General features: G+C 65.6%; 13 protein-coding genes. 5 read left to right on the top strand and 8 right to left on the bottom strand.

Annotated elements, in window-relative coordinates; genetic code table 11:
* Positions 1 to 119: 119 nt before the first annotated feature.
* The 5 genes from ACODS5_RS11110 to ACODS5_RS11090 form a co-directional block, all read right to left on the bottom strand.
* A complete protein-coding gene (locus tag ACODS5_RS11110; RefSeq protein ID WP_489108685.1) occupies positions 120 to 1,106 on the bottom strand; it encodes a 2-hydroxyacid dehydrogenase in 987 nt (328 codons plus the stop codon).
* Positions 1,107 to 1,116: 10 nt separating this feature from the next.
* On the bottom strand, positions 1,117 to 2,394 hold the full coding sequence (locus ACODS5_RS11105) for an MFS transporter (protein ID WP_489108684.1): 1,278 nt from the start codon (positions 2,392 to 2,394) through the stop codon (positions 1,117 to 1,119).
* A 57-nt stretch (positions 2,395 to 2,451) separates the two neighbouring features.
* Positions 2,452 to 3,411 (bottom strand): sugar kinase, encoded by a 960-nt coding sequence (locus ACODS5_RS11100; protein WP_489108683.1) that lies wholly within the window; start codon positions 3,409 to 3,411, stop codon positions 2,452 to 2,454.
* Complete coding sequence (locus tag ACODS5_RS11095) at positions 3,404 to 4,174, bottom strand: sugar phosphate isomerase/epimerase family protein (protein WP_489108682.1); 771 nt, start codon at positions 4,172 to 4,174, stop codon at positions 3,404 to 3,406. Before ACODS5_RS11095 ends, ACODS5_RS11100 begins: the two co-directional genes overlap by 8 nt.
* Before the next feature lie 84 nt (positions 4,175 to 4,258).
* Positions 4,259 to 5,269, bottom strand: a complete 1,011-nt coding sequence (locus ACODS5_RS11090) for a LacI family DNA-binding transcriptional regulator (RefSeq protein ID WP_489108681.1) — start codon at positions 5,267 to 5,269, stop codon at positions 4,259 to 4,261.
* 197 nt (positions 5,270 to 5,466) lie between these two features.
* Between ACODS5_RS11090 and ACODS5_RS11085 the strand changes: the two genes are divergently transcribed.
* Positions 5,467 to 5,637, top strand: coding sequence for a hypothetical protein (locus ACODS5_RS11085; protein ID WP_489108680.1), 171 nt, complete (start codon positions 5,467 to 5,469; stop codon positions 5,635 to 5,637).
* Positions 5,638 to 5,706: 69 nt separating this feature from the next.
* Here ACODS5_RS11085 and ACODS5_RS11080 read toward each other — a convergent pair whose 3' ends face one another.
* The gene (locus ACODS5_RS11080; protein ID WP_489108679.1) at positions 5,707 to 6,024 is read right to left on the bottom strand and encodes a hypothetical protein; all 318 of its coding nucleotides are present in this window, start codon (positions 6,022 to 6,024) and stop codon (positions 5,707 to 5,709) included.
* On the opposite strand from ACODS5_RS11080, the gene ACODS5_RS11075 reads away from it, so the two are divergent.
* Both ACODS5_RS11075 and ACODS5_RS11070 read left to right on the top strand, forming a co-directional pair.
* Positions 6,025 to 6,153: a hypothetical protein gene (locus ACODS5_RS11075; protein ID WP_489108678.1), complete on the top strand. Its 129-nt coding sequence runs from the start codon at positions 6,025 to 6,027 to the stop codon at positions 6,151 to 6,153.
* Positions 6,154 to 6,307: 154 nt separating this feature from the next.
* Positions 6,308 to 7,861, top strand: coding sequence for a hypothetical protein (locus tag ACODS5_RS11070; protein ID WP_489108677.1), 1,554 nt, complete (start codon positions 6,308 to 6,310; stop codon positions 7,859 to 7,861).
* 86 nt (positions 7,862 to 7,947) lie between these two features.
* Here ACODS5_RS11070 and ACODS5_RS11065 read toward each other — a convergent pair whose 3' ends face one another.
* Together ACODS5_RS11065 and ACODS5_RS11060 are read right to left on the bottom strand one after the other, a co-directional pair.
* Positions 7,948 to 8,700, bottom strand: coding sequence for a class I SAM-dependent methyltransferase (locus ACODS5_RS11065; protein WP_489108676.1), 753 nt, complete (start codon positions 8,698 to 8,700; stop codon positions 7,948 to 7,950).
* A 125-nt stretch (positions 8,701 to 8,825) separates the two neighbouring features.
* Positions 8,826 to 9,728 carry an NHL repeat-containing protein gene (locus ACODS5_RS11060; protein WP_489108675.1) on the bottom strand — a complete coding sequence of 301 codons (903 nt, stop codon included), beginning with the start codon at positions 9,726 to 9,728 and terminating at the stop codon, positions 8,826 to 8,828.
* A 279-nt stretch (positions 9,729 to 10,007) separates the two neighbouring features.
* Between ACODS5_RS11060 and ACODS5_RS11055 the strand changes: the two genes are divergently transcribed.
* Both ACODS5_RS11055 and ACODS5_RS11050 read left to right on the top strand, forming a co-directional pair.
* Positions 10,008 to 10,844, top strand: coding sequence for a bifunctional allantoicase/(S)-ureidoglycine aminohydrolase (locus ACODS5_RS11055; protein WP_134692064.1), 837 nt, complete (start codon positions 10,008 to 10,010; stop codon positions 10,842 to 10,844).
* Between the two features lie 80 nt (positions 10,845 to 10,924).
* Positions 10,925 to 11,530, top strand: a complete 606-nt coding sequence (locus ACODS5_RS11050) for an START domain-containing protein (RefSeq protein ID WP_489108674.1) — start codon at positions 10,925 to 10,927, stop codon at positions 11,528 to 11,530.
* Positions 11,531 to 11,533: the final 3 nt, after the last annotated feature.

The raw sequence follows: 11,533 nt of genomic DNA, 5'->3' as shown, positions 1-11,533 counted from the left end.
GCGCTGTCTTGCGTGGCCGGCCTTGAATTGCCAAGGGGTCGCAGCGCGACCCCGGGATCTCGAACCAGACAAAGGCTGTTGTTTTGCTAGACATGAGGCAAGCGCGACGCTCACCAGGTTCAATTGTTTCGCCGCTCCCAGGCCACAGGGTTGACCAGGTTTGCCGGCCGCTCGCCGGCCAGCGCGGCCAGCAGGTTGTCCACTGCGCAACGGGCCATGGCTTCGCGGGTCTCCAGCGTGGCCGAGCCGATATGCGGGGTGACCACCAGGTTGTCCAGTTGCAGCAGCGGCGAATCCACCGCCAGCGGCTCCTGCACGAACACGTCCAGCCCGGCGCCACGAATGCGCCGCTCGGCCAGCGCCTGGAGCAAAGCTGCCTCGTCCAGCACTCGGCCACGGGAGATGTTCACCAGGATCGCAGTTGGTTTCATCAGCGCCAGCTGTGGCGCGCCGATCAGGTTCTCGGTCGCGGCGGTCAACGGCAGGCACAGGCAGACGAAATCGGACTCGGCCAGCAATGCCTCCAGGCTGCGATGCGTGGCGGCGAACCGCGCCTCCACTTCGGGCCGCGGCTGACGGGTGTGGTACAGCACGCGCATGCCGAAACCGGCATGCGCGCGTCGGGCCAGGGCCTCGCCGATACGGCCCATGCCGACGATGCCCAGGGTCTTGCCCTGCACGTCGCAGCCGAACTGCGCCGGGCCGATCCCGGCCCGCCAGTGGCCGGCGCGAATCCAGCCATCGAGCTCGACCACCCGCCGGGCACAGGCCAGGATCAGCGCGAAACCGGTGTCGGCGGTGGTTTCAGTAAGCACGTCGGGGGTGTTGGTCAGCAGCACCCCGCGCTGATCCAGCGCCTCGATATCGTAGTTGTCCACGCCCACCGACACGCTGGAGATCACCTCCAGCTGCGGCGCCAGGTCGAGCAGCGCGCGGTCCAGGCGCAGGCTGGCGCCCAGCAGGCCATGGGCGCCCGGCAGCGCAGCGCGCAAGCGCGCCAGGCCATCGGCGGCCGGCGCTTCCACCAGGGTCACCTCGGCCTGCGCGTGCAGGCGCGCCATCAGTTCATCGGACAGGCGTTTGTAGGCGACGATGCGCTTTTTCATGCTGAGGCTCCTATCGGCTCGGCGCCAGGCTGTGCCGGCGCGCCTGTTGCAAGGGGTTGAGGACGGCGGTCAGGGCCACGGCCAGCAGCAGTGCACCGCACATGAACAGGTACGATGCGCCGGGGCCACCGGTGACACCATTGAGGTAGCCGACCAGGTACGAGCCCGAGAACGAACCCAGCGCGCCCATGCTGTTGATCAGCGCCATGGCGCCCCCGGCGACGTTGGCCGGCAGCAGTTCGGGAACGATCGCGAAAAACGGCCCGTAGGGGGCGTACATGCAGGCCCCGGCCAGCACCAGCAAGGCGTACGACCACCAGAAGTGCTCGGTGCCCAGGGCGTAGGAGCCGTAGAACGCCAGCGCGGCGATCAATAGCGGCGGCCAGACGAAGCGCTTGCGCTTCTGCAGGCGGTCCGAGGCCCACGACACCCCGAGCATGGCCAGCACCGCCCCCAGGTACGGCACCGCCGACAGCCAGCCGGCGGTGACGATGTCCAGCGCGGCGGCCTGCTTGAGGATCGACGGTAGCCAGAGGACGAAGCCATACACGCCGATGCTCCAGCAGAAATACTGCAACGACAGGATGATCACCGTGGGCGAGCGGAATGCCTCGGCATAGTTCTTCACCGGCTTGATGCCCTGCTGCTCGGCGTCCAGCGCCTGGCGCAGCGCAGCCTTCTCCCGGGCATCGAGCCACTTGGCCTGTTCGGGGCGGTCATCGACCAGGCGCCACCAGATGAACGCCCAGAGAATGGCCGGCGCGCCCTCGATGATGAACATCCAGCGCCAGTCGAACTGCTGCACCAGGTAACCCGAGACCACTGACATCCACAGGATGGTCACCGGGTTGCCGAGGATCAGGAAGGTATTGGCCCGCGAGCGCTCGGCACGGGTGAACCAGTGACACAGGTAGATAAGCATGGCCGGCATAACCGCCGCCTCGACCACGCCCAGGAGAAAGCGGATGGCGATCAGCCAATAGACGTCGTGGACGATCCCGGTCAACGTGGCCAGCCCGCCCCAGAGGATCAGGCTGGCGAAGATCAGCTTCTTCACGCTGCGCTTCTGCGCGTACAGGGCGCCCGGCACCTGGAAGAAGAAGTAGCCAAGGAAGAACAGCGCGCCGAGCAGCGACGACAGCGCCGGGGTGATCTTCAGGTCGTCGGCCATGCCCGAGGCCGCGGCGAAGCCGTAGTTGGCTCGGTCGAGGTAGGCCAGGCTGTAGGTGATGAAGACGATGGGCATGATGTACCACCAGCGTCTAGGTGCGAGTCGATCGATCTGCATGAGTGTTCTCCTGGTCTTGTTGTTCTTGTCACATCAGGTTGCGCACAGGCCGGCGCTTCAGCGTGCTTCGCGCACAGGGTTTTCGTGGTGGTCCAGTTCATGACGTTGCGGCAGGCCTTCCATGTCGCCGCGGCTCTGCACCGCGCGGCTGCCGCACCAGTTGCCGCGGGCCACGGCGCGGCGCAGCGGCAAGCCTTCGAGCAAGGCGCTGATCACCCCGACGGCGAAGGCATCGCCCGCGCCCACGGTGTCCACGACCCGGGCAACCGGCTGGCCGGGCACCACGCCATGGGCACCCTGGGCATCGCGCCAGTAGGCGCCTTCGGGCCCCAGCTTGATCGCCACGTACTGCGCGCCCTGTTCAAGGTAGAACTCGGCGATGGCCTGCGGCGACTGCCGGCCGGTGAGCAGACGCCCCTCCTCCAGCCCTGGCAGCACCCAGTCGGCCTTGGCCGCCAGGGCGTTGACCTCACGCACCATGGTCTGGCGGTCGGGCCACAGTGACGGACGCAGGTTGGGGTCGAAGGAAATGCTGCGGCCATTGGCTCGCATGCCATCCAGCAACTGGTGGCACAGTTCGCGGCAACTGCCTGAAAGCGCCGCCGGAATGCCCGTGGCATGCAGGTGCCGGGCCTGCAACAACGCCGGCCGCACCAGCGCGGGCGACAGCCGGCTGGCCGCCGAGCCACGGCGGAAATACTCGACTTTCGGATCGCTGCCATCGTCGCAGCGCTCCTTGAGCTGGAACCCCGTGGGGTGCCCGGCATCGATCTCGACACTGGAACAGTCCAGGCCTTCGCGGCGCAGGCTGTCGAGCACGAAGGCACCGAGCGAGTCGTCACCGACCCGGCTCAGCCATTGCACCCGCAGGCCCAGGCGTGACAAGCCGATGGCCACATTGCTGTCGGCACCGGCGATGCGTTTGCCGAAGCCCTCGACCTGGGCCAGGTCGCCCGGCTGCGCCGCCACGAACATGGCCATGGTTTCACCGAAGCACAGCACGTCATGCTCAGTCATGGCACACCTGCCCTTCCAGCTCGGCCAGCTGCGCGACCTGGCGCGCCGTCAGTGCCAGCAGGTCCTCGCCGGCCAGGGGGTACTCGATTGCACGCGGCAGGCCCGGGGCGAAATGCGTCATCAATTCGCGCCACTGGGCCAGGTCGAGGTCCTCGGGCACCACGGCTACCAGGCGCCCGTCGGCGCGGCGCGCCACCGCCTTGCAGTGCACGTAGCGCACCCAGCGCCCCAGTAATTGCGCGGCCAGCAGCGGCGACTCGTCGTGCCAGTACCAGTTGCCGATGTCGAAGGTCATGCCCGGCGCCACGCCCTGCGCCTGTGCCTCGCGAAAGAACTTGACCAAGGTCTGCAGCCGCCCGCCGTAGGGCGTCTGGTCGTTTTCCACGTACAGCGCCGTCTTGTGCTGCAACAGTGGCGCCAGCGCCGGCAAATCGCAGCCATCCTGGTAATGACCCAGCGATACCTTGAGCGCCACCGCGCCGATCTCGCTCGCCAGCTGCAGGCGCTGGGCAATCGCGGGCTCCAGGCTGCCGTCCTCGCGCCACAGTTCCAGTGGCGTGGAGTAGAGACTCTGCAGGCCATGCTCGGCGGCCTGGTTGGCCAGGGTAGCGGCATCAGGCGTGGCGTCGAACAGCTCCTCGCGCCATTCCACCCGCCGCGCACCCGCCGCAGCGAGCAACGGCAGGTAGCTGGCCTGGCCCAGACGCCTCACGGCATCGGCACCGAAACTCGACAAGCTGATGGAGACAGTGTGCGTGCGCATCGTGGTAGTCCTTGTTCTTGTGAATGAAACCGGTTTCATTTTTCCCCGGCAACAACGGCGTCCGCGACGCCGTCAGTGTTGTGATCAGGTAGAGCCTCGCGCAATGAGCTGCGCGCGCATATCCAGGCGCCGGGCCGGCAGAGGGCTGCCTTGCAGGCGCTCCAGCAGGCACTGGAACGCCGCCGCGCCGATGCGCCCGGTGGGTTGCGCCAATGCGCTGATGCCGTCACCCACCAGCGGGTACCAGTCCAGGTCGTCCAGCGCCAGCAGGCCCAGGTCCTGGAACAGCGGCCCGCCCCTGGCGTGCAGCACCCGCACCAGCTCCAGGGTGGCGACACCATTGCAACTGAACAGCGCCTGCGGGCCGTGCCCTGCCCCGGCGATGAACGCGCCCAGTTGCTCGGCGAGGCCCGGGCCTACCTCCAGCACCTGCCCGCGCAATCCATGGCGCCGGGCGATGGAGGCCTGGAAGGCATCCACGCGCTCCTGCCGCGAGCTGGTGCCATCGAGTGGCTCGGTGACGGCGAGGATGTCGCGATAACCGTTGTGTTCAAGGTGATCGAGCGCCTGCTCGACGGCGTCGCTGTTGTCCAGGCCCACCAGATCGACCGGCAGGCCCGCCAGTTGCCGGTCGACCAGCACCATGGGCAGGTCGCGGGCCAGGCTGGCCAGCTCCCCGGCGCGGTGGCCCAGGGTGTTCACGATCAGGCCATCGACGTTGTACGCCTGCAGGGCCTGCAGTTGGCTGCGCTCCTGGGCATCGTCACAATCGGTGTTGCACACCACCAGGCTGTAGCCGTGCTGGCGGCAGGCGGTTTCGACAGCGTGCATCACCGCCACCGAATAGGGATTGCGGATATCGGCCAGGAGCATGCCGATCAGCCCAGTGCGGCCGCGCTTGAGGGCGCTGGCCATGCGATTGGGCCGGTAGCCGAGGTTCTCGACCACCGCGGCGATACGCGCGGCCGTGGCCTCGGCGAGCAGTTGCCGGTCCTCGCCCATGTAGCGCGAGACGGTGGCCTTGGACACGCCCGCTGCCTTGGCGACTTCGCTGATGGTGACCCGCGTGCGCGCGGGAGCCTGATCCTTGTCCACCCAATGCCCTTCTTGTCTTGTTATCGATGCATGCGCAGAGGCGATGAAAACGGTTTCAATGAAATCAGGGATGGCCCGGATCGTCAAGTGACGCTCGTTCGGCCAAAGCACAGGCGAACTGCGCCAAAGGACTGTACGGTCGGAACCAGCGCGTTATGGTGGGCCAGGACACCATAACGACCGCCCAGGAGCGCGCCATGACTACCGTGTTTCGCATAAGCCTGCTGTTGTTGCTTGCCGGCCTGCTCCTGGGCGATATCGTCGTGGCCAGCATCGGCCTGGCGGGCCTGTGCGGCGGCGCGATCTACGCCAGCATCCTGCAGGATGCCGAGCCCCCCGCCCCGACCGAAGCGCAATTCATCGCCTAAACTGCCCTGCGGACAGGGCATACGTCGGCGGTGTCTGGCCAGCGTGATCATCACGCTGGCCCAAGCGTTCTATTCTTCGTTCTTGCTTTCCTTCTCCAGTTTTTTCTTCCAGGCCTCTTTGGCCACCGGGCCAAGCGCATCGGTCATGGCCTTGATCTCAGCTTTGCTCTGACTATCCAGCCCCGCGAGCGTGCCGGTCTCCAAGACCGAAAAATTGATGTACACATCGTTACTTGCCGGGAATTTCAGCGGTTTGGTGAAATTGAAGTGATTTTCGGCCACCACTTTGAAGTTGAGCGGACCATGGGTCGCCGGGGTCGATACCGCAATGCCACCGATACTCACCGCGTCCGCAACGCTCAGGGCCAAGTGGTTGCCCTTCACCATTTGGGCTTCCGACGGGACCCGCAGACCTGCGAGCAACAGGACAGCGTCAACAAGGCAGTGCCACTGAGCCACATCATCGAAGACCTCAAGACCAACACACCCGAACTGGCCAAGGAACTGGGGCTGTAACTGTTTCCAGAGTCGGCAGTGCCAGGTGCTGGCGAGGCGGCAAACCGTACGGGGGCGAATCACTCGGAATCGCCCTACGCGCAAGGGGGAAATTTCGGAGCATCGGTCGTGCTTTGCTACGCAGGTGAAAATTTCTCCCTGACAGGCACGTCCCATGCTCAAACCCGCGCAACTCGAAAAACTCCGCGAAGTCATCTCGGAAAACCTGCGCGTCCAGCGCGACAACGACCCGGTCGCCTACATCAGCGTCGGCACCGCGCTGCAGGATGCGATCTCCAAGCAGAACCACGCCATCTTCGCCCGCCGTGGCTGTGGCAAGACCCTGCTGCTGCACCACTCCTCACGCAGCCTCAAACCCGAGCTCAAGAGCATCTACCTCAACTGCGAGGATTTCAAACGCCACTCCTTCCCTAATGTCCTGGTGGAAATCCTCGCATCGATCTTCCGCGAACTGGACAAGAACATCTCGGGCTGGTTCGGCAAGAAGAAAAAGCTCAAGCTGATCATCAAGGACATCCTCGACAAGCTCAAAACCCTGCACGTCAACGCCGATGCCCACGAGGAAGAGGTCAAGAGCCGCAGCGCCAGCGAGCAGCATGCCGGCTTCGACGCCGGGATCAAGATCGACGACATCACCTTCAATGCCAAGAGCACGGCCAAGGAAACCCAGGAGGTCGAGCGCTCGTTCCGTATCCACCGGCAAAAACTGCAAGAGCTCGACCTCTGGCTGCCACGGCTCAAGGACAACCTGCGCGAGCTGTTCGCGGCGTCGAACACGGTCAAGGGCATCCTGCTGCAGATCGACGACCTGTATCACCTCAAGCGCACCGACCAGGCCTTCGTCGTCGACTACGTGCATCGGCTGTGCAAGGACATCCCGATCTACTTCAAGATCGCCACCCTGCGCCACTCCTCCACCCTCTACGTCGACCGCGAGGGCCAGCCGATCGGCGCCCAGGAGCGCCACGACTACCAACCCATCGACATCGACTACACCTTCAGCAACTTCCCCCGCACCCTCAAGCAGAATCACGCCATCCTTTTGCAGTTCGGCGCCCAGGCCGGCATCAGCGAGGCGCAGATCATGGGCCTGTTCAAGGGCGAAGGCTTCGAGCGCCTGGTGATGGCCGGCGGTGGCGTGCCGCGCGACGTGCTTTCGCTGTTCTTGCACCTGCTCAACGAGACCGTGCAGAACGAAGGCGGCAAGATTGGCAAGGACGAGGTGCGGATCCTTTCGCGCAACAACTTCGAGCGCAAGATCGAGGAGCTCAAGCAGGACTCCAAGGACGACGAGCAGGACGACCTGATCAAGGGCATCTACATCATCAAGAGCTTCTGCCTGGACAAAAAGAACAACATCTTCGTCATCGAGGAGAAACTGCTGCAGCAGAACGACGCGCTACGGGCGCTGATCTATCGCCTGCTCGACTACCGCATCATCCACAGCTGCGCCACCGCCCTGACCCACAAGTCGGCCGAGGGTACCTTCCAGGCCTTCGCCGTCGACATCGGCTGCTACGCCCATTACCGCAAGCTGGACGGGCGCTTCAACGAAATCGACGTGACCCATGCCGCGGCCAAGGAACGCATGCGCTCGGCGCCAATTCTCGACCAGACCAAGATCGACAACATCGTCGCCTCCCTGCCCGGCCACGGCCAGGTGGAGCTGCTGGCAGAAGCCATGGAGGAGGAACCCAGCGAGGCCTAGGCTCTGTATGAAAGTCTTGAGACGAAGGTCAGGCGAGGCTGTTTTCAACGCAGCATGAACGAGTATCAAGGCTTTTCGTACAGTGCCTAAGGCTTGCGGGCCCAGCAGCCGAACATCACATCGCCGATGTAGATACCCTGCGCCTGCCGCCGCTCGACCTCGAGCCGGGCGTGCAGGGTGTCGATGCCGACCTGGCGCGGCGTGGCCACGCCCAGGGCGATGATACGCGGCAGGCAGGCGCGGATGATCGCGGCCAGCCCCGTGTCGTTGTCGGGCGTTTGTACCAGGCATTCGGCGCGCAGGTCCTGTACGTTCAGGCCGGCCTGGCTCAGGGTCGCGTGCAGGTGGAAACCACACTGCAGGTCCGCCCCTTCGGCGGCGAGCATGCGCTGTAGCCAGCGGGTCGCCTTGCGGTGCAGCGGGAAGGGTTCGAGGCTGGCTGGGGCCAGGGTGGTGTCATGCTCCTGGAACACCATCACGCCACCGGGCAGCAGTTGTCGGGCCAGGGCCCGCACCGCCTTGAGCGCATCGGCCTGGTACATCAGCACCCGCCGCCCGACCACGGCGTCGAACAGCCCCAGCGAGGCCGGTGGGGCATGCAGGTCGGCGGCCACGAACAGCAGCGATGCCGCGCCCGTGGGGGCCTCGCGCTGCTGGGCGCTGGCCAGTGCCGCGCTCGACTGGTCGATGCCCACCACCGCGCCGTCCTCGCCCACCAGTTCGGCCAGCAGCAGGCTCACCTCGCCGTTGCCACAACCGACATCGAGTACGCGCATGCCCGGGCCGATGCCGGCGTCCAGCAGCAGCCGCGTGGTGAAATCCACTTTCGCACATGCCATGGCCTGCTCCTTCACAAGGCACCCAGTGTGCCGAGCCTGGTGGTTCGGGCACAAGGGTTCCTATGCCGAGGCCTCGCGCGCCTGTGCGCAGTCGCCGGGCCTGGCGCCGTGCGGGTTCACCTGGCTCAGGCCTGCGGCACCCGCTGCGCGAGCGCGGCGGTTTCGGCCGGTACCGGCGGGGTCAGGCGCAGTACTCGGTCACGACCGCCTTCGGCCAGCAGGTAGCCCCCATTGCCATCGGGCACGATGGCTTGCGGCGCCTTCAGGTAACTGAGCACGACGTGTTGCACGCCAGCGCCGTCGACCCGCAGCAACCGCGCGCGATGGGTCGAATCCTCGCTGATCCACAGCCCACGCGCATCGCACAGCAGGAAGGTGGGATTACGCAGCCCCTCGACCACCACCGGATCGTTGCCCTCGGTAGTCAACGCGCGGATCTTGCCGGTGCTCTTCTCGGTGTACAGCAGTCGCCCATCATTGCAGCGGGTCAGGCCCTCGGTCTCGGTCAGCCCCGCGCGCAGCACCTCGAGCTGGCCGCTGCGCCAGTTGTAACGCATCAGCCGGCCATCACCCTTGCGGTCCTCGATGGCGTACAGGTGCTCGCCATCGTTGTACAACCCCTGGACGTTGTTGCCCTGGAACAGCGTGCTGACCTGGCCACTGCGCGACACGCTGACCGGCGCCCCGCCCACCTCCTGGCTGAACGCCCAGCCGCCGTCGACGGCGACCATGCCATCAGGCTTGGACAGCCCCTCGAGCAACACCTCCCGGTCACCCTCGGCGCTGATGCGCAGGATGCTGCCCTTGCCGCCATTGAGCTCGCGGCTCACCAGCAGGCTGCCGTCGGCCTGGGGCAGCAGCGAGGCGGCCCGGGCCACCGAGGTGTGCAACACCTGCACCTCCCAGCCGTCGGCGGCCTGCACCGGGTAGAAGGTTTGCCAGGCGAAGAAACCCAGGGTGCTGGCGGCCAGGCCAGCGGTAGCGGCCAAGGTCAGGCGAACACCACGCTTGCGCAGCACATGCATCATCGAATCGGCTCCTTGAAAGTGCCGGCGATGCTAGCAAGGGGATGTGAAAAAAATGTCGTGGATCCAATATTGCAGAACCTTCCTACATCGATCTAGGAATTTGGCTTGCATGCGCCCAGACAAGCAGCCAAGGACTTCATTCACAAACCAAATACTGGGTATTTCAACATTTCATTTGTGGATATCCCGAACTGCCCCCTATGCTGCCGTGGCATCCCCTGCACGCACCGGCCGGTGTGGTCCCAGGCACGGGGAGAGAACAACAAGTCGAGACCGTTCATGTCGAAACCTTCCTACTTCGCCCCCCACGGTGGGCACCCGGCTCAGACCGAGCTGCTGACTGACCGTGCCATGTTCACCGAAGCCTATGCCGTGATCCCCAAGGGCGTGATGCGTGACATCGTCACCAGCCACCTGCCGTTCTGGGACAAGATGCGCATGTGGGTCATCGCCCGCCCGCTGACCGGCTTCGCCGAGACCTTCTCGCAGTACATCGTAGAAGTCGCCCCCGAAGGCGGCAGCGAGCGCCCTGAACTGGATCCGAACGCCGAAGCGGTGCTGTTCGTCGTCGAAGGCGAGATCGACATCACCGTCGAAGGCAAGCACCACACCCTGGTCCCAGGCGGCTACGCCTTCCTGGCCCCTGGCGCCGACTGGAGCCTGCGCAACAACAGCAAGGCCAACGTCACCTTCCATTGGCTGCGCAAGCACTACCAGAAGGTAGAAGGCCTGCCGGCGCCGGAGTCGTTCGTCACCCACCGCGACAACGCCACCGTCATCGAGATGCCAGGCACCGAAGGCCGCTGGGTCACCACCCGCTTCGTCGACATGGCCGACATGCGCCACGACATGCACGTGAACATCGTCACCTTCCAGCCTGGCGGCGTGATCCCGTTCGCCGAGACCCATGTAATGGAGCACGGCCTGTACGTGCTGGAAGGCAAGGCGGTATATCGCCTGAACCAGGACTGGGTCGAGGTCGAGGCCGGCGACTTCATGTGGCTGCGCGCCTTCTGTCCGCAAGCCTGCTACTCCGGCGGCCCGGGCCCGTTCAGCTACCTGTTGTACAAGGACGTCAACCGCCACGTGCACCTGACGCTCAACCCGCAGCGTTGATGACCTTGCAGGAGCGGCAGCCTGCCGCTCCTGCTGTCTTGGGCCATACTAAGCGCACAGCCCCTTCCCGGCCTCCCGCCATGACCTTCCATCGCCTTCTACTTGCCCTGTTGCTCCTGCTGCCGGGCGCGTTGCCGTGGGCAGACGACTGGCAACTCGCGCGCCAGGAAGACGGCATCGACGTCTACTTGGCCAGCGTCGACGGTTCGGCCTACCAGCAATTTCGCGGCGTCACCCGGATCAAGGCCAGCGTCCGGACCCTGAGTGACCTGCAGGAAAACCTGCGCGTGGCCTGCAAATGGCTGTACGCCTGCGCCGACATGCGCCTGCTGGAAGTGGACGGCGATACCACCTGGGTCTACCTGAGCACCGCCCTGCCCTGGCCGGCCAAACCCAGGGACATGGTGCTCAAGGTGCGTACCGAGCGCCTGGACGACGACTCCCTGGTGCGCCACCTGAGCGCCGAGCCCGGGCGGGTACCGACCGAACCCGGGCTGATCCGGGTGCGCCGGCTCAGCGGCGAATGGATCATGCGCCCCTTGGCCGAGCGCGAGACCGAGGTCACCTACCAACTGCGCGCCGACCCGGCCGGCGACGTGCCGGGCTGGCTGGCCAACCAGTTCGTGGTGGATGCGCCGCTGGTCACCCTCAAGACCCTGCGGGCCGTGGCCGAGCGCCAGCCCTGAGGC

Source organism: Pseudomonas sp. FG47 (genome assembly GCF_057809115.1).
The sequence above is the reverse complement of the archived record's forward strand: the minus strand, read 5'-3'. Positions and strand labels throughout refer to the sequence as shown.

What these genes read in the sequence shown, in the direction of transcription:
- ACODS5_RS11110 (WP_489108685.1), bottom strand. Translation starts at nt 1,106, where the DNA reads ATGAAAAAGCGCATCGTCGCCTACAAACGCCTGTCCGATGAACTGATG.
- ACODS5_RS11105 (WP_489108684.1), bottom strand. Translation starts at nt 2,394, where the DNA reads ATGCAGATCGATCGACTCGCACCTAGACGCTGGTGGTACATCATGCCC.
- ACODS5_RS11100 (WP_489108683.1), bottom strand. Translation starts at nt 3,411, where the DNA reads ATGACTGAGCATGACGTGCTGTGCTTCGGTGAAACCATGGCCATGTTC.
- ACODS5_RS11095 (WP_489108682.1), bottom strand. Translation starts at nt 4,174, where the DNA reads ATGCGCACGCACACTGTCTCCATCAGCTTGTCGAGTTTCGGTGCCGAT.
- ACODS5_RS11085 (WP_489108680.1), top strand. Translation starts at nt 5,467, where the DNA reads ATGACTACCGTGTTTCGCATAAGCCTGCTGTTGTTGCTTGCCGGCCTG.
- ACODS5_RS11080 (WP_489108679.1), bottom strand. Translation starts at nt 6,024, where the DNA reads ATGGTGAAGGGCAACCACTTGGCCCTGAGCGTTGCGGACGCGGTGAGT.
- ACODS5_RS11070 (WP_489108677.1), top strand. Translation starts at nt 6,308, where the DNA reads ATGCTCAAACCCGCGCAACTCGAAAAACTCCGCGAAGTCATCTCGGAA.
- ACODS5_RS11065 (WP_489108676.1), bottom strand. Translation starts at nt 8,700, where the DNA reads ATGGCATGTGCGAAAGTGGATTTCACCACGCGGCTGCTGCTGGACGCC.
- ACODS5_RS11060 (WP_489108675.1), bottom strand. Translation starts at nt 9,728, where the DNA reads ATGATGCATGTGCTGCGCAAGCGTGGTGTTCGCCTGACCTTGGCCGCT.
- ACODS5_RS11055 (WP_134692064.1), top strand. Translation starts at nt 10,008, where the DNA reads ATGTCGAAACCTTCCTACTTCGCCCCCCACGGTGGGCACCCGGCTCAG.
- ACODS5_RS11050 (WP_489108674.1), top strand. Translation starts at nt 10,925, where the DNA reads ATGACCTTCCATCGCCTTCTACTTGCCCTGTTGCTCCTGCTGCCGGGC.